This window comes from Kitasatospora sp. NPDC090091, assembly GCF_044747365.1.
In the GTDB taxonomy this organism is placed as follows: Bacteria; Actinomycetota; Actinomycetes; order Streptomycetales; family Streptomycetaceae; genus Kitasatospora.
Map to the genome: position 1 here is coordinate 300,070 of NZ_JBIVDY010000005.1, position 24,127 is coordinate 324,196.

The following is a 24,127-nucleotide window of genomic DNA, read 5'->3' on the forward strand; positions in this document are numbered from 1 at the left end:
CTCCGTCACCCCCGGCCGCACGGGGGCGGCGGCCGGGGGTGACGGGGCGGTGGCGAGGACGGATGGCCGGCTCAGCCCGTGCGACGCAGCAGCGAGATGCGCGAGCGGGTGAGCAGGGCGGCCAGCGCCACCGCGATCATGGGCAGGACGACGGCGGTGAGCCCGACCTGCAGCCACGGGAAGACCACCAGGCCCTTGTCCGCGACCTCGTCGGCGGTCATCCCCGGGAAGGTGTCGGCGGCGGCCTCCACCTTGCGCAGCGCCACCGCCGGGACGACGCCGGCGACGACCCCGAGCAGGGCGCCCATCGCCGCGATCACCCCGCACTGGAAGCCGGACAGGGTCCGGCGGATCCGGGGCGCGGCACCGACCGCGGCGAGCGTGGTCAGGTCGCGCTGGGAGTCGGCCGCGGCGAGGCCGGTGGCGATGCCGGCGGCGCCGAGGGCGACCAGTCCGGCGAAGCCGGCCAGGCCGAGGCTGATCAGGTCGCGGTCGGACTGGTAGCCGCGTTCGATCTCGAAGTGGGTGCCGTCGGAGAGCTTGCTGAGCGCTCCCGTGGCCTTCTGCTCGGCGCTGTCGGACGGCACGGTCTCGGGCAGCCAGACCGATCCGGCGTCGCTGGTGGTCAGGCCGACCTTGCGGGCGGTCTCCGGGCCCACCACGACCTGGCCGCCGGTCGGGGCGACCGCGGTGGCCAGCACGGCGTCCACCTGGACGTCGTGGGTGACCTCCTTGAAGTCCCCGTTCGGGGTCGGGGCGGCGTTCTCGTCCCGGGGCTCGGCCAGCCGGACGATGATCTTGCCGTCCTTGAGGTACTTGGGATCGAAGACCACCGCCTTGCCCTCGGCCACCGCCCGGGCCGCGGCCGGATCGGTCACGCCGAAGAGGTTGCGCAGCAGGGCGCCGTCACCGACGGCGAGGTCGCCGAAGGGGTTGGCCCGATAGGTCCGGCGCTCCTTGCAGCGCGGGTCGTCGTGGCGGATCCGCTCGATCTCCTGGTCCGAGACGGGCCGCGAGTCCCGCGAGCTCAGCGGGCACTTGCGCTCCTCGGGCATCTCGACGGTGGCGTAGCCGCAGGTGCCGTGGGCGGCGGCGCAGTCGCCCTTGTAGTTGGCCTTCTGGACGTCGGCCCTGGTACCGAGGGCGGGGATGTTGCCCTCCACCGCGCCGCGCAGCTTGGGCAGCAGCGCGCCGTCGGCGGCGGAGCCCCAGCCGCTGCTGAGCACGACCGCGCCGGCGGGGCCGGTGGCGACGTAGCCGCGGCGGATCTCCTCCTCACTGCTGGTGGTGTAGATGCCGACCGCGACCGAGCCGGCGACGGCCGCCATCACCGCGGCGACGGCGGGCGCGGTGCGGCCGCGGTGGCGGACGGAGTCGCGCAGGGCGAGCCGGGGGCCGAGCGGCAGCCAGCGGCCGAGCCGGCCGAAGAGCCCGACCAGGAAGGGCGTCAGGGCGACCATGCCGAGCTCGGCGATCACCGAGCCGCCGAGGACGGCCAGGCTGCGGCCGCCGAAGCCGCTGGTCCCGCCGAGCAGGGCCAGGGCGGCCCCGCCGCCGAGCATCACCAGGCCGAGGGCGGCCAGCCGGCGGCTCGGCGGCTTGAGCGAGTCGCGGCCGGTCAGCGCGGCGACGACGTCCTGCCGGGAGGCCTGCACGGCCGGGACGACGGCCGCGAGCAGGCCGGTGACCAGGCCGATGAGGAGGACGCCGAGCAGGTCGATCGGCTGCAGGTCGAAGTGGCCGAACCGCTCGCCGGCGAAGTCCTCGGCGCGGGTGCGCAGCAGCGCGACCAGGCCGACGCCGAGGCCGAGGCCCACCGCGGCGCCGGTGACGCCGAGCACGACGCCGCCGCCGAGGACGACCGCCCGGATGTTGGCGCGGTCACCGCCGCCGGCCGCGAGCAGGCCGAGCTGCCGCCGGGAGCGCCTGGCCCCGACGGCGAAGGCGGGGCCCGCCAGGAGCACGATCTCCAGCAGCGCCATGCCCACCACGGTGGCGACGATCACGACCGAGGTCTTGTCGAGGAGGCTGCCGGACCGGCCGCCGCCCTTCGCGTCCTGCTGGACGTAGAGCGGCACGTCGGCGCGGGCCGGCGGGTCGAGAAGGACGCTACGCGAGGCGGCGGTGAAGCCGTACTTGTTGAGCTCCGTCACCTTCGGCCAGTCGAGCGCGGCCCCGGCGGGGAGCTTGAGAAGCCACGTGGTGGTCTCGCCCGGCGCGGTGCCCCGGCCGTTGCGGGACTGGTCGGCGCCGGGCAGCTTGGCCAGCTGGTCGATCAGGGCGCCGGGCCGGGCGACCAGGCCGGTGGTCCGGAGTTCGCCGGGGTACTCGACGACGCCGGTGATCGTGTAGGGCGTGGCCTCCAGGCCGCGCAGGGCGGTGCGGTCGCCGAGCTTGAGCCCGGACCGGTCGAGGAAGTCCTGGGTGGCGGCGATCTCGTGGTCGGCGCCGGGGGCGCGGCCGTTGACCAGGTCGAACTTGCCCCGCCAGACCGGGTCGGTCAGGTCGGCCTCGACGGTCTGCACGCTGAGCAGGCCCTCGGCGGTGCTGGTGGGGGTGTACGGGCCCTGGCGGAGCGGGACGAACACGGTGCCGGCCGGGACCAGCTGGCGGGCGAGCGTGCCGGGCTCGGTGTCGAGGCTGCGGCGCTGCTCGGGGGTGTACTTGGGCTGCCCGTTCTCCGTCTTGGCCTCGGAGGGGCTCTCGTGCGAGTAGTCGGTGTCCGGGTCCGGCGCCTGGAGCACGATCGCGCCGCGCTCCATCAGGCGCAGCTCGGCGTCGGACTGCCCCATGGTGCGGACGACCCTCTCGACGGGGTCGAGTTCGGCGCTGCGGAACACCACGTCGGCGCCGGTGACGCCGAGGACGGGCAGGGCGACCATGGCGACGACGAGGGCGCTGCGGCCCTTGGCGCGCAGGGCGTCGCGGCGGGCGATGCGCAGGGCGACCCGCCAGGCACTGAGCCTCACTCCGCCACCGGGCCCTTCGCGTTGGCGGCCGCGGAGACGAGCAGGCTGCCGGCGTCCTGGCTGACGCTCTCGTCGACCATCCGGCCGTCGCGCAGGAAGACGACGCGGTCGGCCCAGGCGGCGTGGCGGGGTTCGTGGGTGACCATCATGGCGGCGGCGCCGTCGTCGCAGCGGGCGCGCAGGACGGCGAGGACGGCCTCGCCGGTGGTGGAGTCGAGGGCGCCGGTGGGCTCGTCGGCGAGGACGAGGCGGCGGTCGCCGATCAGGGCGCGGGCGATGGCCACGCGCTGCTGCTGGCCGCCGGACATGTCGTCCGGGAACCGGTCGGCGAGCTCGGGGATGCCGAGCTCGGTCAGCGCGGCCAGCGCCTCGCGGCGGGCGGCGCGGGCGGAGAGGCCGTCGAGCTCCCGCGGCAGGGCGATGTTCTCGGCGGCGGTGAGGGCGGGTATCAGGTTGTAGTCCTGGAAGACGTAGCCGACCGAGCGGCGCCGGACCTCGGCGAGCTTCTTGCGGCTGAGTCCGCCGAGCGCGACACCCTCCACCAGCACCCGGCCGGTGGTGGGGCTGTCCAGGCCGCCCGCGAGGGTCAGCAGGGTCGACTTGCCGGACCCGGAGGGGCCCATCACGGCGACGAACTCGCCCGGGCGCACCATCAGGTCGATGCCGCGCAGCGCCTGCACCTCGGCCGCGCCCTGGCCGTGCACCCGGGTGACGTTCTCCAGGTGCAGCACCGGCTCGGCGGCGCCCCTGGTCGGATCGGTGTGGGACACGATTCCCCCTGCTGTTCGTGGGCCCGGGCCGGATGACCGGCCGGACCGGGTGGTTCCTGTGGTCCGGACGGGTTTCAGGCCCTGGTCCGGCGGCGGCCGATCCGGCGGGTGCCGGCCTCGGGCGCGGCGGCGGTCTCGGCGGCCCTGGCCTGCTCGATCTCGGCCTGCTGGGCCAGCCTGGTCTCGCAGTGGTCGAGCCAGCGGATCTCGGCCTCGGTCTGGAAGATGAGCTGTTCCAGGACGAGCAGCCAGGCGAGGTCGGCACCGGGCCCGGCCGACTGGCCGCCCCCGGGCCGGGTCTCGCCGGCCAGCGCCCGGCCCTTGAGCCGGGTGTAGTCCTGGAGCGCCTTGATGCTGTGGCGGCGCTGGCCCTGGACGACGGCGGGCACGTCCACCCCGGGGACGGTCACCGCCATGGCCAGCTTGATCGCCAGCTCGTCGCGCGGCGGGTTGGTCCGGGGCACCGGGGTGTCGAACCAGGCGCGCAGCTCGTCCCGGCCGGACGCGGTGATCGCGTAGAACTGGTGCCCCTCCTCGTCCTCCCCCGCGGGCTCGACCAGGCCGTCGCGCTCCAGCCGGGACAGCGTGGTGTAGACCTGGCCGACGTTGAGCGGCCAGGTGGCGCCGGTGCGCGCCTCGAACTCGGTGCGCAGCTGGTAGCCGTAGCGCGGGCCCTGGTCGAGCAGGGCGAGGAGACCGTGACGGATGGACATACCGAGTATGTATACCCGGTATGCCCCGCAGGCTCAAGCGGCGCCCGCTCCGCCGGCGAGCGGGTACCGTCGTCCGGTGTGAGCCAGTTGCGCATCGCCACCTTCAACCTGTTGCACGGTCAGCCGCTCGCCCCGGACGGCGGTCCGCGGCCCTTCCCGGCCGACCCGGACGCGCCGCTGGCCGAGGCGGTGGCCGCGCTGGACGCCGACGTCCTGGCGCTCCAGGAGGTGGACCGGTACCAGGCCCGCTCCGGCGGCACCGACCAGACGGCGGCCGCCGCCAAGGCGATGGGCGCGGCGGACTGGCGGTTCGCCGCCGCACTGCACGGCCGCCCGGCCCCGGTGGCCGGCTGGCTGCCCGACCCCGCGGCACCGGCCGGGATCCAGGTGTACGGGCCGGGCGAGGTCGGCGACGACGCCCCGCCCTCGTACGGCACCGCACTGCTGACCCGGCTGCCGGTCCGGCACTGGCGGGCCCGCCGGTTCGCCCCGGCGCCGTTCGGGCTGCCGCTGCGGGTGGCCGGGCGGCGCGGGCTGACGCCGGTCCCGGACGAGCCGCGGGCGGCGCTGGCGGCCGTCCTGGAGGGCGGGCGCGGGCCGTTCACGGTGGTGGCCGCGCACCTGTCCTTCGTGCCGGGCTGGAACATGGCGCAGCTCGCCGCGATCCGGCGGTGGATCGCCGACCTGCCCCAGCCCTACCTGGTGCTGGGGGACTTCAACCTGGTCGGCGCGGTGCCGCGGACGGTGCTGGGCGGGGCGGCGGCGCTGGAGCGCACGGCGCCGCGGACCCGGGTCCGCGAACTGCGGGAGGCCCGGCGGGCCCGGCCGGCACTGGTGGAGCCGCGCCGGCGGCGGGTGCGCGAGCCGCGGGCCCGGCTGCAGGGCTGGCACGACCTGGCCCGCACGCCCACCTACCCCTCGCACCGGCCGGCCGTGCAGTTCGACCACGTGCTGGCGGTGGGCGTGCCGAGGGCGGCCGTCGGCCCGGCGGCCGCACCGCGGGCGGCGGTCTCGGACCACCGCCCGCTGGTGGTGCGGGTCAGCCTCTGACCGGCCCCGGACGCGGGCCGGCTCAGGCCCTGGGCTGCGCCGCCAGCCCGTTCTGGTGCGGCAGGTGGGCTCCCGGCGGCACCGGGGGGTCGTACTGGAGCAGCAGCATCGCCGCGTCGTCGCCGAGCTGGCGGCCGACGTGGCGCACGACGTCCTCGTGCAGCCGCTGCAGGACGTCCACCGGGCTCCCGTCCGCGCACCGGGGCAGCCGGTCGGCGAGCGGGTAGAAGGTGCCGGCCCGGTCGCGTGCCTCGATCACGCCGTCGGTGAAGAGCAGCACGCGATCACCCCGGCGCAGCGGGATCCGGTGCACCGGCGGCCGGACGTCGGCCGGGTCGAGCACACCGAGCGGGGGCACCGTCTCGGCGAGCTCCAGTTGCCGGACCGGCTCGCCGCCGCGCAGCAGCAGCGGCGCGGGGTGGCCGCAGTTGACGATCTCGGCGGTGCCGTCGGGGCGGACCCCGATCAGCACCAGGGTGACGAACTCCTCCTCCACTCCGGGGTGGTCGTTCTCGTGCAGCGCGCGGTCGAGGCTGACGGCGAGCCAGCCGGCCACCCGGTCCAGCGCGGGCTCCTGGTGGGCGGCCTCGCGGAAGGCGCCGAGCACGGCGGCGGCGGTCTCCACCGCGCCGAGCCCCTTGCCCCGGACGTCGCCGACCACGGCCCGGACGCCGTGCCGGGTGTTGACCACCTCGTAGAGGTCCCCGCCGATCCTGGCGTGCGCGGCGGCGGCCTCGTAGTGGACGGCGGCGCGAACGGTGCCGACCCGCTCGGGGACCGGCCGCAGCAGCACCCGGCGGGCGATCGAGGCGACCAGCTGGGCGTCGGCGAGCGCCTTCTCCTGGCGCAGCCGCAGGGTGGCGCTCACCCAGCCGATCACGGCGACCAGCACGATGGCGAAGACGGTGGCGCCGTGCACCGACTCGCCGAGCACGTCGTTGTGGAAGGCCATCAGGAAGGCGGCGGCCTCGGTCCAGAGGCCGATCGCGAGCGGGTACCAGGTTCGGCGGCTGACCACGGCGGCCAGCGCGGGGACGGCGGTGAGGGCCGGTTCGACGGTCACCGCGGCATCAGTGAAGTAGTCGAGGACGACGACCAGCGCCATGCCGATGAACGGCAGCGACAGTGCCGTCCTCGGCCAGGTGCCGGTCGCGCCCGGAGCGGCCCCCGGGGTCGGCCCGGCGAACCGCTCTCTGATCCATCCGGTCGCGCTCAACTTCGGTCTCTCCAGCAGAAGACGCCGATGCCCTTGGGCACCTGCGGTGATGACTGAGGGTTAGGGGATACGGGCCTCGCTGGCGGCCGGAGCACGGGGGTTGACCGGTTACCGACCCCACAATAGGCGCGAAACGTGCACTACGCACTGGTTTCGCCCGATGCCATGATGAGTTGGATGCTCTCCGTGACTCATTCTTCACTGTTCCCGATCAGGAGCCGTTCCAACTTCTTTCGGTCGGGAAGTCCTGCGGGTTGTTCGATCCGGCCGCTGCGGACGTACAGGAACGACGCGGTGACCTGCTCCAGCGGAACGCCCAACTGTTCGGCCCAGGCGACCCGGTAGACCGCGAGCTGGAGCGGATCGGCGGTCTCCTCGCGGTGCGTCTTCCAGTCCACCACTTCGTAGCGTGACGCGCCGCCGAATTCTGACCCGCCGTCACCGTCCCGGTAGACCGCGTCGATCCGGCCGCGCACCACCCGGCCCGCCAGCACCAGCTGGAACGGCGCCTCCACCCGGTAGGGCGTCCGGTTCGCGTACGGGGTGCGCAGGAACGCCTCCTTGAGCCGCTCCAGGTCCTGCTCGTCCTCGATGCCGTCGTCGTCGGCACCGGGCAGCGCGCCCGGCTCGACCAGCAGCAGCGGCTCGATCCGGGACTGCACCCAGGCGTGGAAGCGGGTGCCCCGGCGGGCCGCGGGCTGCGGCGGACGCGGCATCGGGCGGGCGAGGTCGTGCGCGAAGCCGTCCGGATCGGCGGCCAGCCGCATCAGCTGGGTCGCGGAGAGCGCCGCCGGCAGCGGCACGTCCCGGACGCTGCGCCGGGAGCGCGCGAGCTCGCCGAGCAGCGCCGTCAGGTCGCGGTCCCAGGACTCCACCAGGCGGCGGTCCTCCGCGGCCATCGGCTCCGGCTCGGGCGCGGGCCGCCCGGCGAGGCGCCGGTGCACCACCTCGGCGACCCGGCGCCGGGCGTGCTGGGCGGCCGGGTCCAGCGGCAGCGGCCACGGCCGCTCGACCGGCGCGGCCAGGGCCGGGTTCCCGGCGCCCTTCTCCGGCGGCTCGGCCCAGTGCTCGATCTCGCCCGCGCCGGGCTGCTCGCAGTGCTCCCGCAACTGCTCCAGGAAGGCGGACGGACCGCGCGGGGTCTTCTGGCTCGGGCCCCACCAGTGCCCGGAGGCGAGCAGCAGCGAGCGCGGCCGGGTGAAGGCGACGTAGCCGAGCCGCAGCTCCTCGGTGCCGGAGTGCTCGGCGAGCGCCTGCTTGAAGGCGGCCATCGACTTGGCGTTCCAGCCGCCGCGGACGTCGGGCAGGGTGGAGGCGTCGCCGCGCAGGGCGTGCGGGAGCACCCGCTTGGTGCTGGTCCAGCGCTCGCGCGCGGTCGAGGACGGGAACGCGCCCCGCACCAGGCCGGGGACGGCGACCACGTCCCACTCCAGGCCCTTGGACTTGTGCGCGGTGAGCACCTTCACGGTGTCCTCCCCGCCGGGCAGGCTGCTGTCCAGACCGCGCTCGTACTCCTGGGCGGCACGCAGGAAGCCGAGGAAGGCCGGCAGGCCCGGATCGCCGTCCAGGTCGGCGAAGCCGGCCGCGACGTCCAGGAAGGCGTGCAGGGTCTCCCGCCGGCGGGCGGCCAACGCCTGCGGGGAGGCGGCGAGTTCGACCTCCAGGCCGGTGACGGCGAGCACCCGGTGCAGCACGTCCATCAGCGGCTCGGCGAGCGAGCGGCGCAGCTCGCGCAGTTCCTGGGCGAGCCGGGCGAAGCGCGGCCGGGCCTCGGGCGAGAACGGCAGGTCGTCGGGCTGCGCCCCGTCCGCTCCGGCCGGGGCGGACAGGAAGGTCTCCAGCGCGTCGGCCAGCGAGACCACCTCGGTCGGGTCGGTCTCGGCGACGGCGGCGGCCAGCGCCTCGACGCCCTCCGCCCGGTCGGTGCGGACCAGTTCGGCAGCGCGGCGGCCGAGCAGGGCGAGGTCACGCGGACCGATCCGCCAGCGCGGACCGATCAGCAGCCGGACCAGCGCGGCGTTGGCGGTCGGGTCCTGGAGCACCTCGCAGACCGCCACCAGGTCCGCCACCTCGGGCAGCTGGAGCAGCCCGCCGAGGCCGACCACCTCGACCGGCACCTCCCGGGCGACCAGCGCCGCGTGGATGTCGGGGAAGGCAGCGCCGCCGCGGCAGAGCACCGCGATCCGGCCGGGGGCGGTGCCGGTGGCGACCAGGTGGGCGATCGAGTCGGCCAGCCAGTCGACCTCCTCGGCGTGGGTGGGCAGCAGCGCGGCCCGGACGTAGCCGTCCTGCTCGGCCCCCGGGGCCGGGCGCAGCGCCTCGACGCCCTCGTGCATGGCGCGCAGCGGCGCGGCCAGCCCGTTGGCGAAGGCGAGCAGCCACCCGCCGCTGCGGCGGTTCTCGCTCAGCGCGTACCGGGCGGCGGGGCTGCCGCCGGCCCGGGGGAAGTGCCGGGGGAACTCGTCCAGGTTGGCCACCGAGGCGCCGCGCCAGCCGTAGATCGCCTGGCACGGGTCGCCGACGGCGGTCACCGGATGGCCGCTCCCCCGCCCGTCCGGGCCGGCGCCGAACAGTCCGGCCAGCATCAGCCGCTGGGCGACCGAGGTGTCCTGGTACTCGTCGAGCAGCACCACCTTGAACTGGCCGCGCAGCAGCTCGCCGACCTCGGGGCGCTGCTGGGCGAGCCGGGCGGCGGCGGCTATCTGGTCGCCGAAGTCCATCAGCCCGGCGGCGGCCTTGCGGCGCCGGTACTCCTCGACCAGGCGGAGCAGCTCCAGCCGGGCCCGGGCGGCACCGGGGACGGCCCGCAGGTCCTCGTTGGTGAGCCTGGCCGTGGCCAGGGCGTCGAGCAGCTCCTCGTCGAAGGCGCGCAGCGCGTCCGGCTCGACCAGGTGCTCGGCAAGCTCGCCGTCCAGCGCCGTCAGGTCGGCGACCAGGTTGGCGAAGGTCCCGGTGAGGGCCGGGAACGGGCCGCGGGCGGTGCGCAGCACCTTGGCGGCGAGCTGGAACCGGGTGGCGTCGGCGAGCAGCCGCACGTCGGGCTCGATGCCGATCCGCAGGCCGTGCTCCTTGAGCAGGCGGCCGGCGAAGGCGTGGTAGGTGGAGATCTCCGGCTCGCCGAGCGACTCCCCGTCCGCCTCGGCGACGCTCCCCCAGCCTTCGGCCGGGGGCACCCCCAGCCCTCCGAGACGCAGGGCCGAGCGGACGCGTTCGGCGAGCTCGGCGGCGGCCTTGTTGGTGAAGGTGAGGCCGAGCACCTCGGCGGGGGCCACCGCCCCCGAGCCGACCAGCCAGACCACCCGGGCGGCCATCACGGTGGTCTTGCCGGAGCCGGCGCCGGCCACGATCACGGCCGGCTCCAGCGGGGCGCCGATGGCCGCCATCTGCTCCCGGTTGAAGGGGATGCCGAGCAGCTCCTTGAGCTGGTCGGGATGGCTGAGCACTGCGGTCACCCCGCAACGTTAACGGGGTGCACCGACAGGCCGGGCCGACGGCCGGGGTGACCCTCGCTACTCCGCGCCCCTTCTACCTACTCCGCGCCCGCCACCTCTACTCGACGAGCTGGGCGCCGTCCCGCTGGGCCGAGCAGCTGCGGCGGAACGAGCAGCGGTCGCAGCCGCCGCCGGTCTGCGGCACGAAGCGCTCGGCGAGCACCTTCCCGGCCGCCTCGGCGAGCAGGCTCTCGATCCACGGCTCGCCCTCGGGCGGATCCTGGCGCTGCACCTTCGGCACGTCCGGGCCGGACTTGTCCGGCTTGCGGAGCTGCACCAGCTCGGCACCGCCCGACTCGGGTGCCCCGCCGCCGAAGCCCGGCAGCTCGTTCAGCGCGCCCGCGCGGACGGCCAGCTGGTAGACGGCGAGCTGCTTGTGGTCGGGCAGCGACTTGTCGGTCGGCACCTCCTTGCCGGTCTTGAAGTCGACCACGTACGCGCGCCCGGCCTCGTCCTTCTCGACCCGGTCCATCGAGCCGCGGATCCGCACCCGGACCCCGCCCGCGTCCAGGGTGACGTCGAAGCCGTGCTCGGTGGCGACCACGTCCCGGCCGCGCTCCAGCACGTGCCAGTTGAGGAAGCGCTCCAGCGCCGCCCGCGCCTCGGTCTTCTCCTGCTGGGACTTCCAGGGCGCGTCGAAGGCCAGCGCGTCCCAGACCGTGTCCAGCCGCTCCATCAGGACGGCGAGGTCCGCCGGGGTGCGGCCGGAGCCCACCTCGTCGGCGAGGGCGTGCACCACGTTGCCGAAGCCCTGGGCCGCGGAGCCCACGGCGCGCGCCTTGACCTCCTTGTCCAGGAACCACTGCAGCGAGCAGTTCTCCAGCTGCTCCAGACCGCTGCCGGACAGCCGGACGGGCAGGTCGGCGCTGCGCAGCGGCTCCGGGGCGGCGGTGGCGTCGTCCAGGCCCCACCAGCGGTCGGGGTGGGCGGCCGGCACCAGCGGCAGGCCGTCCTCGTCGGCGGCCAGCGCCAGGGTGGCGAGGCGCTCGGCGGCGGCGCGGCGCAGCTCGGGCGAGCGGGCCGGGTCGACGGTGACCGCGCGCAGCTCGGCGACCAGCGCGGCGACCGAGAGCGGGCGGCGCGGGCGGTGGGTGACGTCCTCGACGGTGGCCGGCGGGGTGCGGCTCAGCACCCGGCCGGTCCTGGGGTCGACGTCCTCGCGGTAGAGCTCGCGCAGGAAGCGGGAGGGCTCGTCGCCGTCCTCGGCGGGCGCCTTGACGGCGGTGACGATCAGCCGCTCCTTGGCCCGGGTGGCGGCGACGTAGAAGAGCCGGCGTTCCTCGCCGAGCAGTGCGGCCGGGGAGAGCGGTTCGGCGAGGCCGTCGCGGCCGATCCGGTCCGCCTCCAGCAGCGAGCCGCGGCGGCGCAGGTCCGGCCAGAGGCCCTCCTGGACGCCCGCCACCACGACCAGGCGCCACTCCAGGCCCTTGGAGCGGTGCGCGGTCATCAGCCGGACGGCCTCCGGGCGGACGGCCCGCACGGTGAGGGTGTCGGCGGCGATGTCCTGCGCCTCCAGCTCGGCGAGCAGGTCGAGGGCGCTGCGGTGGCCGGTGACCTGCTCCTCGGCGCGGGCGGCGGTCTCGAACAGCGCGCAGAGCGCGTCGAGGTCCCGGTCGGCGTTGCGGCCGGCCGCGCCGCCGCGCAGTGCGGCCCGCTCCAGGCGTTCGCGCCAGCGGCGGCTGCCGTCCCAGAGCTCCCAGAGCGCGTCCTCGGCGGTGCAGCCGCCGGCCAGCCGCTCGCGGACCTTGCGCAGCAGCATGCCGAGGTCCCGGGCGCGCCGGGCGTACCCCGGGTCGAGCGCGATCAGCCGCTCCGGCTCGCCGAGGGCCTCCCGGATCAGCTCGCCGGCCGGGCGCGGCACGGTGGCGGGCCGGCCGTCGGCGCGCAGCGCGGCCCGCTCCTCCTCGCGCAGGGCGCGGCCGAGGCGTCGCAGGTCGGAGCCGTCCATGCCGCCCAGCGGGCCGGTGAGCAGGGTGTGGGCCAGCTCGGTGGTGAGCGGGTCGGGGGCGTCGGGGCCGGCGTGCCGGTCCCGGGCCGCCTGCTCGGCGCAGACCCGCAGGGCGAGCAGGAGCTGGGCGACGGCGGGCTCCTCGCGCAGCGGCAGGTCGTCGCCGTCTATCTCCAGCGGGACGCCGGCCGCGCTGAGCGCCCGCCGCACGCCGGGGATGGAGCGGCCTCCGGCCCGGACCAGGACGGCCATCTCCCCCCACGGCACGCCCTCCTCCAGGTGGGCGCGGCGCAACAGGTCGGCGATCGAGTCCAGTTCGGTGCCGGGGGTGGGGTAGGTGTACACCTCGACCCGGCCGCCCTCGCGGGAGGGCAGCAGGGCGCGGTGCTGGGCGAGCTTCTCGGCGGGCAGCCGGCCCATCGGCATCCGCCGGGCCAGCTCCCGGGAGGCGGCCAGCAGGACGGCGCCGGAGCGCCGGGAGACCCGCAGCACCCGGACGTCGGCGGGGGCGCCGTCGGCCTGCGGGAAGGTCCGGGGGAACTCCAGGATGCCGTTGATGTCGGCGCCCCGGAACGCGTAGATCGACTGGTCCGGGTCGCCGACCGCGACCAGGTCGCGCCCGCCGCCGGCCAGCCGGCGCAGCAGCCGGACCTGGGAGGGGTCGGTGTCCTGGTACTCGTCGACGAAGACCACGTCGTACCGCCCGCGCAGCTGCTCGCCGACCTCGGGGCGCTCGGCGAGCAGCACCGCGCGGTGGACCAGCTCCGCGTAGTCCAGGACGCCGCGCAGGTCGAGCACGTCCAGGTAGTCGGCGAGGAAGTGCGCGGCGGCGGCCCAGTCGGGGCGCCGGACGCCCTCGGCGAAGCGCTCCAGCTCGGCCTCGCCGAGGCCCAGCTCGCGGCTGCGGGCGAGCACGGCGCGGACCTCGTCGGCGAAGCCGCGGGTGGTCAGGCAGGCCCGCAGGTCGAGCGGCCAGGCGATGCGGGGACTGCCGAGCTTGGCGTCCTCGGCACCGCCGGCCAGCAGCTCGCGGACCATCACGTCCTGCTCGGGCCCGGAGAGCAGCCGCAGCGGCTCGGCGTAGTCGTGCGGGTCCTGGTGGGCGCGGAGCAGCGCGTAGCAGAAGGAGTGGAAGGTGGTGGCCTGCGGCGCGGCGGCCGAGGCGCCGAGCCGGCCGGACATCCGGTCGCGCAGCTCCATCGCGGCCTTGCGGCTGAAGGTCAGCACCAGGATCCGCTCGGGGTCGGTGCCGCGCTCGATCCGCCGGGCGACGGCCTCCACCAGCGTCGTGGTCTTGCCCGTGCCGGGCCCGGCGAGCACCAGCAGCGGGCCGCCCGCGTGCTCGACCACGGCGCGTTGGTAGTCGTCCAGCACGGGCGGGTCGGGCTGTGCGAGGGGGCTGCGCACCAGACGGTAGGGGGAGCTCACGGATGTCCTGGGGGGTTGTGCTGCGGGCCACGGACGGCGGGCCCCGCCGGGGGCCCGCCGTATCGAGCCTACGATCCTGCCCCGTCATTCCCGTCCGCGCACCCGCTTCGGCTCAATCCCCCGCGGACCGGCCGTCCCACCGGGCCCGTCCGAGGTCGACCCGGGGCGGGTCGGCGAGCTCGCGCAGCGGCGTACCCTCGTCGCCGTAGTGGGCGAGGGCGCGCTGTTCGTGGCCGGGCAGCAGCCGGCCGTCGGCCCGGATCACCCGCCACCACGGCACGGCGCCGCCGTAGAGGGCCATCACCCGGCCGACCTGCCGGGGGCCGCCCTGGCCGAGGTACTCGGCAACGTCCCCGTAGGTCATCACCCGGCCGGGTGGAATCCGCTCGGTCAGGTCGAGCACCAGTTCGGCGAAGGGCGGCAGTTCCGCCCGGCCGCCGTCGTCGTCAGCGTCCGTCACCTGCGGCATTCTTCCTCATAGGGGCGGAGCGGCGGTCCGGTACGAACGATCCGCCGCGCCCGATCCGGCCCCTGTCCAGCACGGGGCGCCGAGGCATGCCACCATCTTCGGGGCGGTGAGTGGTGATACGAGGACAAGACCAGATGACCGGGACGGCTGACGTGGGCGTGCACGAGGACTCCGACGAGTCCGCCGACGCGCGGTCCGCGGCACCCTCCGGTGCACCCGGCGCCGAGCCGCCGCCGGCAGTCTCCCTGATCAAGGACCGGACGATCAAGACCCCGCAGCAGACCGACGCCGGGGCCGCAGCGGCGCCCGGCACCGCACCCGTACCCGCGGCCGAGGCGGCGCAATCCGCCGTACTGGCCCAGCCACCCGGGCCGGTCAACGGCCACGGGGCCGCCGCGGCCCACCAGCCACCGGCCCCGGTCGAACCGGCGGACACCGAACCGGACGGGCCCGGCGACGCTCACGAACCGGGCGAGGCGCACGAACCGGACGAGCCGGGCGACGCGGGCGACCCGGGCGACGCGGGCGAGGCGCACGACGACACCCCGCAGATCGACGTCGACGAGCCGCTGCTCGCCGCCCGCGCGCACCGGCCGTCCGACCTGATCCGCTTCCTGGCCGGCGTCCTCGGCATCGTCGCCGTCTTCGTCCTGGCCGGCGTGGCGACCTCGACCACCACCGGCATCGAGATAGACATCGCCTCCAACGCGCCGCGGTTCTCCCCGGTGCTCTCCACCATCACCGGCCTGGTCTCCAGCGTCGCCGTCCTCGCCGTCCCGCTCGCCTTCGCGGTCGAGCGGCTGATCAAACGCGACGGCCTGCGGGTCGCCGACGGCGTGCTCGCCTCGGTGCTCGCCTACGGGGTCTCGCTGGGCATCGACTGGTGGGTCGCCGAGGGCGCCTCGGAACACATCCGGGAGGCCCTCACCCGGTTCCCGCTGGACAGCACCAGCACCCTGACCGACCCGGTGCACGGCTACCTGGCCCCGGTGATCGCCTACATGACCGCGGTCGGCATGTCGAGCCGGCCCCGCTGGCGGGTCGCCCTCTGGGTGGTGGTCGTCTTCAGCGGGATCACCGAGCTGCTCGGCGGCTACACCACCCCGCTGTCGCTGGTGCTCACCGTCCTGATCGGCTGGTCCGTCGCCTACGGCACGCTGTACGCGATCGGCTCCCCGAACATCCGGCCCACCGGCCAGCACCTCATGATCGGCCTGCGCAAGGTCGGCTTCACCCCGGCCAGCGCCCACCGCGCCCAGGACGCGCCCGGCGGCACCCGCCGCTACTTCGTCGCCCAGCAGAGCGGCCCGCCGCTGGACGTCCACATCATCGACCGCGAGCAGCAGGCGTCCGGGTTCTTCTACCGCGCCTGGCGGCGGCTGCGGCTGCGCTCGGTGGCCGTCCGGCGCAGCCCGCAGTCGCTGCGCCAGGCGCTGGAGCAGGAGGCGCTGATCGCCTACGCGGCCGCCGCCTCCGGCGCCCGCGCCCCGCAGCTGGTCGCCACCTCCGAGCTGGGGCCGGACGCCGCGATCCTGGTCTACGAGAACGTCGAGGGCCGCCCCCTGGACGACCTCGCCGCCGAGGAGGTCACCGACCAGGTGATGGCCTCGCTCTGGGAGTCCGTCGCCGCCCTGCACGAGCGCCGGATCGCCCACCGCCGGCTCACCGGCGAGTCGCTGCTGGTCGTCGACGAGAAGACGGCCTGCCTGGTCAACCTCTCCGGCGGGGACATCGCCGCCACCGACCTGACGCTGCGCATCGACGTCGCCCAGCTGCTCACCACCTTCGCGCTGCGGATCGGCCCGGAGCGGGCGGTCGCCACCGCCAACGGGGTGCTCGGACCGGACCGGGTCGCCCAGGCGCTGCCACTGCTCCAGCCGGTCGGGATGAGCCGCTCCACCAGGGTCGACCTGAAGAAGCTGAGCAAGGAGCGGAAGGCCGCGGCCCAGGCCCGGGCGCTGGAGCAGGTCGCCGCCGGCGAGCGCACCCAGCAGCAGGCCGAGGAGGACATCGCGGCAGCCGGGGAGGACCTGCTCAGCCGGATCCGCGGCCAGATCCTCCAGATCGCCCCCGAGGCGCCGATGGAGCCGGCCAAGCTGGAGCGGCTCAAGCCGAAGAGCCTGATCATGGTGATCGCGCTCACCTTCGCCGCCTACCTGGCGCTGACCACCATCAAGCCGGCCCAGCTCAAGCTCTCCCAGATGAACTGGGCCTGGGCGGCGGTGGCCCTCGCCGCGGCGGCCTTCAGCTACGTGGCCGCGTCGATGAGCCTGACCGGCTTCGTGCCGGAGAAGCTGCCGTTCCGGCGGACGGTGGCGGCCCAGCTGGCCGGGTCGTTCGTCAAGCTGGTCGCCCCGGCGGCGATCGGCGGCATCGCGCTGAACACCCGCTACCTGCAGAAGGCCGGGATCCGCTCCGGGCAGGCGGTGGCCTCGGTCGGCGCCTCCCAGCTGGCCGGCCTGGCCGGGCACCTGCTGCTGCTGTTCAGCTTCGGCCTGATCACCGGCAGCCAGAACAACGGGGACCTCTCGGCCTCCCGCGCGGTGATCATCGGCGTGCTGACCGCCGCCGTGCTCTCCCTGGTGATCGCGGCCGTCGCCCCGCTGCGGCGGTTCGTGCTGAACCGGCTGCGCTCGCTCTTCTTCGGCGTGGTGCCGCGGATGCTCGACCTGATGCAGACGCCGAGCAAGCTGGTCACCGGCTTCGGCGGCATCCTGCTGCTGACCCTCTCCTTCACCGCCTGCCTGGACGCCTCGGTGCAGGCCTTCGGCGGCTCGATCAGCTTCTCGGCGGTCGCGGTGGTCTTCCTGACCGCCAACGCGGCCGGCTCCGCCATCCCCACCCCCGGTGGCATCGGCCCGGTCGAGGTCGCCCTGATCGGTGCGCTCACGGTCGCCGACGTGCCCCCGGCGGTCGCCACCCCGGCGGTCTTCCTCTACCGCGCGCTCACCTTCTGGCTGCCGGTGCTGCCCGGCTGGATCTCCTACAACGTGCTGCAGCGCAAGGGCGCCTTGTAGGGGCCGCCCGGGGAGCGGCTCCGCTCCCCCGAGGACGCCGAAGGGCCCGCCGGATCGCTCCGGCGGGCCCTTCCCGTCTGCCGACGGCTGTCTGTCAGTAGACCGGCTTGTGCGGCTCGACCTGGTTCACCCAGCCGAGCACGCCGCCGCCGAGGTGGACGGCGTTGGCGAAGCCGGCCGACTTCACCACGGCCAGCACCTCGGCCGAGCGCACGCCCGACTTGCAGTGCAGGACGATCTTCTTGTCCTGCGGCAGCGACTCCAGCGCGTTGCCCATCAGGAACTCGTTCTTCGGGATCAGCACGGCGCCGGGGATGCTGACGATCTCGTACTCGCCGGGCTCGCGGACGTCGACCAGGAAGATGTCCTCCTTGTCGTCCTGCCACTGCTTGAGCTGCTTCGAGGTGATCGTCGAGCCGGCGGCGGCGGCCTGCGCCTCCTCCGACACGACGCCGCAGAAGGCCTCGTAGTCGATCAGCTCGGTGACGGTCGGGTTCTCACCGCAGAGCGCGCAGTTCGGGTCCTTACGGACCTTCACCTGGCGGTAGTTCATCTCCAGGGCGTCGTAGATCATCAGTCGGCCGACCAGCGGCTCGCCGACGCCGGCCAGCAGCTTGATCGCCTCGGTGACCTGGATCGAGCCGATGGACGCGCAGAGCACGCCCAGCACGCCGCCCTCGGCGCAGGACGGGACCATGCCCGGCGGCGGGGCCTCCGGGTAGAGGCAGCGGTAGCAGGGGCCGTGCTCGGCCCAGAAGACGCTCGCCTGGCCGTCGAAGCGGTAGATCGAGCCCCACACGTACGGCTTGCCGAGCAGCACCGCGGCGTCGTTCACCAGGTAGCGGGTGGCGAAGTTGTCGGTGCCGTCCACGATCAGGTCGTAGCCGGAGAAGATCTCCATGACGTTGGAGTTGTCGAGGCGCTCCTCGTGGAGGATCACGTTGACGTAGGGGTTGATCTCCGTGACGGAGTCCCGCGCCGACTCGCCCTTGGAGCGGCCCACGTCCGACTGGCCGTGGATGATCTGCCGCTGCAGGTTGGACTCGTCCACCACGTCGAACTCGACGATCCCCAGCGTGCCCACACCCGCCGCGGCCAGGTACATCAGCGCGGGCGAGCCCAGGCCGCCGGCGCCGACACAGAGCACCTTGGCGTTCTTCAGCCGCTTCTGCCCGGCCATCCCCACGTCGGGGATGATCAGGTGGCGGGAGTACCTGCGGACCTCGTCAACGGTGAGCTCGGCGGCCGGCTCGACCAGGGGTGGCAGCGACACGGGGACTCCGATGGTCGTCGGTTCAGGTGGCCGGGGGCCAGCCTCTTCAAACTTGCGCGACGCCACCGACGGGTGGCTCTGCTACGCCAACAGTGTCATGCCGCACCGGTATTCCGAGACAGCCCGTCCGATGGGCGAGACGGGCATCCTCGGATGCTGGAACCGTGCCCGCCCCCCGGGGCACGGCCGCCCGAGGGCGCGCCGGCCCGCCCCGCACGGGCCGTTGCACCCTCGGCCGGCCGCCCGGCACCGCTCAGACCCGGCAGGCCGTCTCCAGCCAGACGTCCCCGAGCGACTCCTCCAGCGGCACCTGCGTCCGCCAGCCGAGACGGTCCCGGGCGGTCCGCACGTCCGCCTGCCGCCACGGCACCGGCTCGCCCGCCACGACCCGCGCCTCGCCCGGCCGCGGCTCCGGCCCCCGGTGGCCCGGCACGTGGTGGCCCAGGTGCGGGACGCCGTGCTCGGCCGGCCCGCCGGCCTGCGCAGGCAGCACGACCTGCCGGTTCTCCTCGACCACGGCCCCCTCGAAGCCCGACGCCCGGACCAGCAGCCGGGCCGCCTCCCGGGCCCGGACGGCGTGCCCGCTGCCGATGTTGATCACCCCGGTGGCCGCCGACACGGCCGCCGCCCGGATCGCCCGCGCAACGTCCCGGACATCCACGAAATCCCGGTATCCGGACAGGTCGGGCATCCGCACCTGCGCCTCGTCCCGCTCCAGCGCCCGCCGCAGCCCCTCGGCCAGGCGGCCGAACAGCGAGGCGGTCGGCGCGCCCGGGCCCACCACGTCGAACACCCGCAGCACCGTGGCGTCCAGCCCGGAGGCCAGCACCAGCTCCGTCCCGGCGAGCTTCGACACCCCGTACGGGCCGACCGGGCGCGGCTCTGCGCTCTCCGAGACCGGCACCCCGCCCGGCACCGGCCCGTACTCGGCCGCCGAGCCGACGTGCACCAGCCGGGCGGGCTCGCGGCTGCGCCGGATCGCCTCGCAGACGGTGGCGACGGCCAGCGTGTTGGCCCGGATCAGCGTGCGCGAGCTGCCGTAGGTGGCGCCCGCGCAGTTGATCACCACCTGGGGCGCGACCGCGTCCAGGAACCGGGCCAGCGCGCCCGGACTGCCGGTGGTCAGGTCGAAGCGGATGTCGGCCGAGTCACGCCGGCCGAGCACCGTCACCTGCAACTCCTGGTCCACGAGCAGACGATCGGTGACCCGGCGGCCGATGAAGCCGTCGGCGCCCAGCAGCAGCACCCTCATCGGGGGCGTCCTTCCACGAAGCGAGGTCGGGTACGACCTGGCGGACAGAGTGTGAGACGGATGGTGGGACAGAGTTCGAGCACAACGGGGCCGGCGCCCGCGGGAGCGGCGCCGACGGGCCGGTGGCCGGTCGGGGGCGGCCCTCAGCGGTGCGCACCGGCCCGGCCGAGCGCCGGCCATGCGTACGCCAGCACCGCCAGCGCGACGGCCGCGCCGCCGAGCAGCCCGGCCGCCGCCGCGGACCGGCCCAGGGCCGGCGGCAGCGCGGCGGCCGCCGCCCCGGCCAGCGCGCCCAGCGCCGCCGCGCCGCTGCGGCCGCAGTGCGCCAGCAGCGCCGGCAGCACCAGCAGCAGCCCGAGCACGCCCTGCGCCGCCAACTGGGCGGGCTCGGCCCGCTCGACCGCCAGATGCAGCAGCCCGCCGCCGTGGCCCGGCCCGGGGCGCGGCGCGACGGCCGTCAGCACGGCCAGCGCGGCGAAGCTGAGCACCGCAAGCACCGCCAGGTGCAGCGCGACCGCCACCGGCAGCACCGGCCGCATCCGGGCCCGGAACTCGGCGAGGGTGCCGGCGGCCCGCAGGTGGCCCCGGCCGACGTGCCGGAACCAGCGGGCGGCCCACTCGGCCGAACCGGCCGACAGCGCGGCCGCCAGCATCAGCGCGGCCGTCACCCGGCCGTCCGGCGCCCCGGCACCGGACGCCGCGAGCGGGAGCAGCAGCAGCCCGGCCACCCCGGCACCGTGGCCGAGCGCGGCCGGCCGCCACCGGCGGGGCGGCACTCCCGGCGGGGCTCCGGCCGGCCAGGGCGCGGCCTGCGGGCCGAGCTCACTGCCTGCAGCAAAGCCGGCGGTGGCCGCCGGATCGGCCGTGCCCACCGCCGCCCGGGCCGGCGGGCTCTCCCCGGCGGCCCCGGCCGGCAGCAGCACGAGCGGGACGGCGGCCGGCAGCAGCGCCGGCCACCGGCCACCGAGTCCGGCGGCCACCGCGACCGGCAGGGCCGTCAGCACCGCCGACCGCAGCGCCCCGCCGCCCCGCCACTGCCGGCTCTCCGGTGGCCCGGCGTCCCGCGGCGCGGGCGGACGGCGCGGCACCCGGGCGTACAGCTCCTCGGCGAGCGAGAACAGGTCGGCGTGCCGGCAGCGCGCGGCCGCCGCCGGGCCCAGCCCGGCCGCCTCCAGCCCGGCGGCGATCTCCAGCGGGTCGACGGCACGCTCGCAGAGCTCGCGGTGCTCCGCCATCACCTCCCGGACCGGGTCGACGCCGGGGGCCCCGGCCGCCGCCCCCTCCCGGGCGGCCCGCGGGCCGGCCATCAGACCGCCTCCGCGAGGGCACCCGCCCGGTCGGCCGCCGCACCGGCGCCGCCGTCCGCGGCCTCGTCGTCCGCCGCCCCCGCACCGACCGTGACGACCGCACGACCCGCACCGGCCGGAGCGCCGCCCTCCCCCGCGCTCCCCGCGCCGCGGCGGTCGGCCAGCCAGTACTCGGCGGGCCGGGCGAACGGGCGCGGCGGCGCGGCGGCCGCGCCGCCGGCCCCGGCCGCCGGGAAGGCCGGCCACTGCGAGACCAGCTCCAGGTAGATCTCCCGGAAGGCGCCGATCACCGGCTCCACGGCGAAGCGTTCCTGCGCCCGCAGCCGCCCGGCCAGCCCCAGCCGGGCCCGCCGCTCCTCGTCGCGCAGCAGTGCCAGGCAGGCCCCGGCCAGCGCCTGCGGGTCCCGCGGCGGGACGAGCAGCCCGGTCGGACCGACCACCTCCCGGGCCACCCCGACATCGGTGGAGACCACCGCCCGCCCGCTCAGCATCGCGTCCGCCAGCAGGCGGGGGCTGCGCTGGGAGAGGGCCGAGAAGACGATCACCGTGCCCCCCTCCCAGGCCCGCGCCACCGACTCCGGCCGCCCGGCGAACTCCACCGCCCCGGCGACCCCCAGCCGCGCCGCCACCGCCTCGCAGTGCACCCGGTAGCCGCCGGCCGCCTCCTCGCCGTGGATCACCAGCCGGGCCTCGGGCAGCTCCGCCCGGACCCGCGCGAAGGCGTGCAGCGCCAGCTCGGTGTCGCGCCCCGGCTCCAGCGCCCCGGCCCAGACCAGGGTCGGGACGGCCGGCTCCGGGCCGGCCGCCGCCCGGGACACCGCCGGGGTGCCCTCGTGGACCACCCGGGTCCGCGCCGCGTCGGCGCCGCAGCGCCGCTGCCACTCCTGGTCGTGGGCGCTGCCGGGGGTGAGTATCGCGGCCTGCCGGTAGGTCTCCTCGGTGAGCGCCCGGAAGAAGGAGAGCAGCAGCGCCCTGACCGGCCACCGGTACGGCGCCTCGCGGTAGCCGAGGTACTGCTCACGCAGGTGCAGGCCGTGCTCGGTGACCACGAACGGCACCCCGTGCAGCCGCTTGGCCACCAGGGCGGGCAGCGCCGCCGGGCCGCCGCCGACCACGTGGCAGAGGTCCGCCGCGCCGAGCCCGCCGGGCCCGGTGCCGTACCAGGACGCGGAGAGCGGGCGCAGGCACTGCTCCAGCAGGTCCGCGGCCACCAGCACGTCGCAGACCAGCGGCTGCCCGGCCGAGGTGTCGGCGCCCGGACCGCGCCAGACCCGCTCCAGGGTGCGGCGGGCGTGCGCGGAGGCCAGGAAGGCGGGCAGCGCGCCGTCCTCGGCGGCCAGCGCGGCCAGCCGGTACAGCCCGGCGCCGAAGCCGGCCCGCTCGCCGGGCACCACCAGCGCCCGGACCAGCTCCTCGTACGCCCGTGCGTACCGGCGTCTGCCCAGCGTCCCGGGCGCCCGGCCGGCCGGGCGGCGCCCCCAGAGCGCCAGCTCGTGCACGCCGAGCCACCGGCCGCGCGGGCTCCCGGCGATCCCGGACCCGGCCCGGCCTGCCAGGACGTACAGCTCGAAGTCGTGCTCGCGCAGGCCGTCGACCAGTCGGGCGCACCAGCCGCCGAGGCCACGCTGGGGGTGCGGACGCGCACCCTCGGTGAGCAGAGCAACGCGCACGGGAGACCTCCAGGGCAGAGCGGATCGGGAGCGGATCGACGGATTGCTTGAGCGGCCACGGCCGGCGCCCGGGCCCCGCGGGACGGCGCGGGGAGGAGCCCGGGGGTGGGGGAGCCCGGTCGGCCGGGCACACGGCGGCCCGGGCCGGCGGTCGCACCGGCCCTGCCGACCCGTCTGCCTGCGGCCACGCTCTCCGGACATTCCGGGGGTACTCCGGTGGCCGCGACTCCCCCACACCAGTTCGGTCCGACAGCAGAAAGGTAGGACCGGCCCCCGGCAATCCATCGGTCACATGCCTGGCTGCCACCTGAACGAGTGAACCGGCGTGACCTCGCCCCGAACGGGGGCGTTACGGCCGCCCCGCCGGCGGGCGGTCCGCCGCCCCGCCGGGCATGCCGGAACCGCCGCCGGCCCCGTGCCGGCGGCGTCCGCGCCGCTCAGGCCCCGCGCGAGCGGCCCCGCTCCGCCCGTACCGGCGGCCCCGCTCGGCTCAGACCCGGGCGAGCAGCTCCCGCACCGCGCGGGCCACCTCGTCGGGGTGCTCCATCATCGCCACGTGTCCGGAGTCCGGCAGGACCAGCAGCCGGGAGTCCTCGAAGGCCGCGCAGGCCCGCCGCGCCGAGCGGTAGGAGACCAGCTTGTCGCGCAGCCCGTAGACCAGCAGCGTCGGCACCTTCACCTGGCGGGCCTGCCGCCAGAGCGCCTGGTCGCCGCGCTCGGTGTAGGCCGTGACGATCCCGCGCGCCGAGCCGACCAGCGCCTGCATCGCGTACGGCACCTCGATCCGCCGCCGGTACTCGGCCACCGCCTCGGCCCGGGTGGCCGGCGGCAGGGCGGCCGGGTCGCCGTAGACCAGCCGCAGCAGCCCCTCGGTGGCCTCCTCGGGGGTGCGGCCGTTGGCCGGCAGCCGGCGCAGCAGGGACGGGACGCCGGGCACCGCGAGCAGACCGGTCGGCCAGGCGTACCGCTGCGGCGGCAGCTCGGGCAGCGCGGGCGAGATCAGCGTGAGGCTGCGCACCAGGTCCGGCCGGAGGGCGGCGAGCCGGACCGAGACCGCTCCGCCGAGCGAGTTGCCGAAGAGGTGGACCGGGCCGCGGCCGGTCGCCTCCAGGTAGCCGATCACCGCGCGGACGTGACCGTTGACCGTGAGGTTGCCGTCGGCCGGCGGCGCCGAGCGGCCGAAGCCGGGCAGGTCCACGGCCTCGCCGTCGACCAGGCCGCCCAGCCGTGCCATGAGGGCCGTCCAGTTGGCGGCCGAGCCGCCGAGGCCGTGCACGAAGAGGGCCGGCGCGTGCCCGTCGACCGGGCCGCCGTCCGCCTCGGAGCGGTGCACCGCGAGCACCGCTCCGGGCACCTCGACCGTGCGGAACGGTGCGGGCCGGCCCGCCTCCGGGCGTATCTGCTGCTCAGCGCTGCTCATGGTGGACGATGGTAGTGAGCCACCGGCCGGCCGGCCTCGATCGGGACCACCGTCTCAGACCTTGTCGCACCACTGCCGTTGCCCGTGGTCAGCGCCGTATTGTGGGCTCCTGACAAGGGGGCACCGTGCTTTTC

Annotated in this window: 14 protein-coding genes; 2 read left to right on the plus strand and 12 right to left on the minus strand. The window is 76.0% G+C overall.

The annotated features are described in order from the left end of the window. Positions 1–71: 71 nt before the first annotated feature. The 3 genes from ACIPSC_RS11210 to ACIPSC_RS11220 form a co-directional block, all read right to left on the minus strand. On the minus strand, positions 72–2,969 hold the full coding sequence (locus ACIPSC_RS11210) for an FtsX-like permease family protein (RefSeq protein WP_400824781.1): 2,898 nt from the start codon (positions 2,967–2,969) through the stop codon (positions 72–74). Next, complete coding sequence (locus ACIPSC_RS11215; protein ID WP_400824782.1) at positions 2,966–3,739, minus strand: ABC transporter ATP-binding protein; 774 nt, start codon at positions 3,737–3,739, stop codon at positions 2,966–2,968. The genes ACIPSC_RS11210 and ACIPSC_RS11215 overlap by 4 nt, the downstream gene beginning before the upstream one ends. Before the next feature lie 74 nt (positions 3,740–3,813). Next, complete coding sequence (locus ACIPSC_RS11220) at positions 3,814–4,452, minus strand: PadR family transcriptional regulator (RefSeq protein WP_400824783.1); 639 nt, start codon at positions 4,450–4,452, stop codon at positions 3,814–3,816. A 78-nt stretch (positions 4,453–4,530) separates the two neighbouring features. Here ACIPSC_RS11220 and ACIPSC_RS11225 point away from each other — a divergent pair, with 78 nt between their 5' ends. Further along, the gene (locus ACIPSC_RS11225) at positions 4,531–5,502 is read left to right on the plus strand and encodes an endonuclease/exonuclease/phosphatase family protein (protein WP_400824785.1); all 972 of its coding nucleotides are present in this window, start codon (positions 4,531–4,533) and stop codon (positions 5,500–5,502) included. A gap of 22 nt (positions 5,503–5,524) precedes the next feature. On the opposite strand, the gene ACIPSC_RS11230 is transcribed toward ACIPSC_RS11225, so the two are convergent. The 4 genes from ACIPSC_RS11230 to ACIPSC_RS11245 form a co-directional block, all read right to left on the minus strand. Beyond that, positions 5,525–6,718: a PP2C family protein-serine/threonine phosphatase gene (locus tag ACIPSC_RS11230; protein WP_400824786.1), complete on the minus strand. Its 1,194-nt coding sequence runs from the start codon at positions 6,716–6,718 to the stop codon at positions 5,525–5,527. Between the two features lie 191 nt (positions 6,719–6,909). Continuing rightward, positions 6,910–10,170, minus strand: coding sequence for a UvrD-helicase domain-containing protein (locus tag ACIPSC_RS11235; protein WP_400824787.1), 3,261 nt, complete (start codon positions 10,168–10,170; stop codon positions 6,910–6,912). A 97-nt stretch (positions 10,171–10,267) separates the two neighbouring features. Further along, a complete protein-coding gene (locus ACIPSC_RS11240) occupies positions 10,268–13,585 on the minus strand; it encodes an ATP-dependent helicase (RefSeq protein ID WP_400824788.1) in 3,318 nt (1,105 codons plus the stop codon). A gap of 112 nt (positions 13,586–13,697) precedes the next feature. Further along, a complete protein-coding gene (locus ACIPSC_RS11245) occupies positions 13,698–14,054 on the minus strand; it encodes an MGMT family protein (protein WP_400824789.1) in 357 nt (118 codons plus the stop codon). Between the two features lie 134 nt (positions 14,055–14,188). Between ACIPSC_RS11245 and ACIPSC_RS11250 the strand changes: the two genes are divergently transcribed. Beyond that, entirely contained in the window at positions 14,189–17,071 is a 2,883-nt protein-coding gene (locus ACIPSC_RS11250; protein WP_400824790.1) for a flippase-like domain-containing protein, read from the plus strand. 94 nt (positions 17,072–17,165) lie between these two features. On the opposite strand, the gene moeZ is transcribed toward ACIPSC_RS11250, so the two are convergent. The 5 genes from moeZ to ACIPSC_RS11275 all read right to left on the minus strand — a co-directional run bounded on the left by moeZ (position 17,166) and on the right by ACIPSC_RS11275 (position 23,993). After that, entirely contained in the window at positions 17,166–18,344 is a 1,179-nt protein-coding gene (gene moeZ / locus ACIPSC_RS11255) for an adenylyltransferase/sulfurtransferase MoeZ (RefSeq protein ID WP_400824791.1), read from the minus strand. A gap of 253 nt (positions 18,345–18,597) precedes the next feature. Next, positions 18,598–19,596: an NAD-dependent epimerase/dehydratase family protein gene (locus ACIPSC_RS11260; RefSeq protein ID WP_400824792.1), complete on the minus strand. Its 999-nt coding sequence runs from the start codon at positions 19,594–19,596 to the stop codon at positions 18,598–18,600. 143 nt (positions 19,597–19,739) lie between these two features. Beyond that, positions 19,740–20,903, minus strand: coding sequence for a hypothetical protein (locus tag ACIPSC_RS11265; RefSeq protein WP_400824793.1), 1,164 nt, complete (start codon positions 20,901–20,903; stop codon positions 19,740–19,742). Next, positions 20,903–22,573 carry a DUF3492 domain-containing protein gene (locus ACIPSC_RS11270; RefSeq protein WP_400824794.1) on the minus strand — a complete coding sequence of 557 codons (1,671 nt, stop codon included), beginning with the start codon at positions 22,571–22,573 and terminating at the stop codon, positions 20,903–20,905. The genes ACIPSC_RS11265 and ACIPSC_RS11270 overlap by 1 nt, the downstream gene beginning before the upstream one ends. A gap of 490 nt (positions 22,574–23,063) precedes the next feature. Continuing rightward, a complete protein-coding gene (locus tag ACIPSC_RS11275; RefSeq protein ID WP_400824795.1) occupies positions 23,064–23,993 on the minus strand; it encodes an alpha/beta fold hydrolase in 930 nt (309 codons plus the stop codon). Positions 23,994–24,127: the final 134 nt, after the last annotated feature.